This window comes from Deinococcus sp. (assembly GCF_018260405.1).
Lineage (GTDB): Bacteria > Deinococcota > Deinococci > Deinococcales > Deinococcaceae > Deinococcus.
Genome location: NZ_JAGLBG010000219.1, coordinates 1 through 1,136, shown reverse-complemented (window position 1 = coordinate 1,136; position 1,136 = coordinate 1). Strand labels below are relative to the sequence as shown.

The 1,136-nt window shown below is 54.7% G+C and carries 2 protein-coding genes; both read left to right on the top strand.

Annotated features, from left to right (window positions below; genetic code table 11):
- Window positions 1–186 (top strand): hypothetical protein (locus QZ269_RS13160; protein WP_291427149.1); only part of this gene is annotated, 186 nt, incomplete at its 5' end.
- 160 nt (window positions 187–346) lie between these two features.
- The coding region (locus QZ269_RS13155) for a hypothetical protein (protein WP_291427148.1) at window positions 347–1,136 on the top strand (790 nt) is incomplete at its 3' end.

The following is a 1,136-nucleotide window of genomic DNA, read 5'->3' as shown; positions in this document are numbered from 1 at the left end:
ATTGCCATTACAAAACTCATGACTGAAGTGAGAGCGGAACTCGGCCCACACGCCACGTTGAATCAGATTGAAGCCGCACTCCTGGCCCGACAGGACGGGCTGTTACGCTCCATGATTCAGCAGTTACAACAAGAAGCTCCTCCCCAGGAGGAGCTTTCCCCCCCTAGGGTCAGACTGGAAACGTGATGGACGAGGCAGTCGGGTCGTACAAACACTCTGGGGAGCCATCAATACCCCAGTACAACGTTGGCGACATACTCAGACACGCCAAACGACGACCACACTCATTGACCCTGATTTGGATGGGAGCGGCTGGACACAGCAAGCCTTAACCAGACTCATCGAGATGGGAAGCCGCCTCCCGTTTGAAGAGGCCAGCGAAACGCTGGGCCATTTTGGCCTGAGCATTTCAACCGCAGAATTGGCCCGTCTCTTAGAGCAGTATGGTACCGATGCCGAGCAGCACGTTAAAAAGAGCCTTCTTAAATTGGAGCTTTTCCCATTAGAGGCCCCTCAAGGCAAGTCTGGTCGCGTCATGGTGTTTCAAGCCGATGGAGTCTATGTCCTGGGACGCGAGAGTTCACAGGCAACGCAGGGCTGTGGCATAGAAATCAAAACAGCACTCATTTACCCGCAGTCTGCACCGCAACAACGGACGCGAGTCGCGTCCGTTTGCACCGCAGGCGAGTTCCTGCCGCTCTGTTCAGGCTTACTTCGTCAGGCTGATGTACAACTCCAAGACACGCTCGTTGCAGTCACCGATGGCGCACCTTGGCTGGCGTCACTCTGCGAAACAATGGGGGTACATCAGCATATTTTGGACGTGTACCACAGCAGTTCCTACCTTGAGACGGTGATGCTGGCTCTGGGCTGGGAGGACGAGAGGCGAGACGAAGAGCATCGCACCTGGGTAAAAGGCCAATGGAGTGGGCGTGACTGGCTCAAGACTCATCTCCCAGAGGAGATGAATCCAGGGTGGTCGCCACAGGCTAAAATAGCAGTGTCTTACCTGAAAAACCGCGTCCACCTCATGGATTATCCTCGTTATGTAGAACAGGAGTTCCCTATCGGCTCTGGGCAGATAGAGGGAATGAACAAACAGGTGATTGGTGGTCGCATGAAAGGGTCTGGGATGC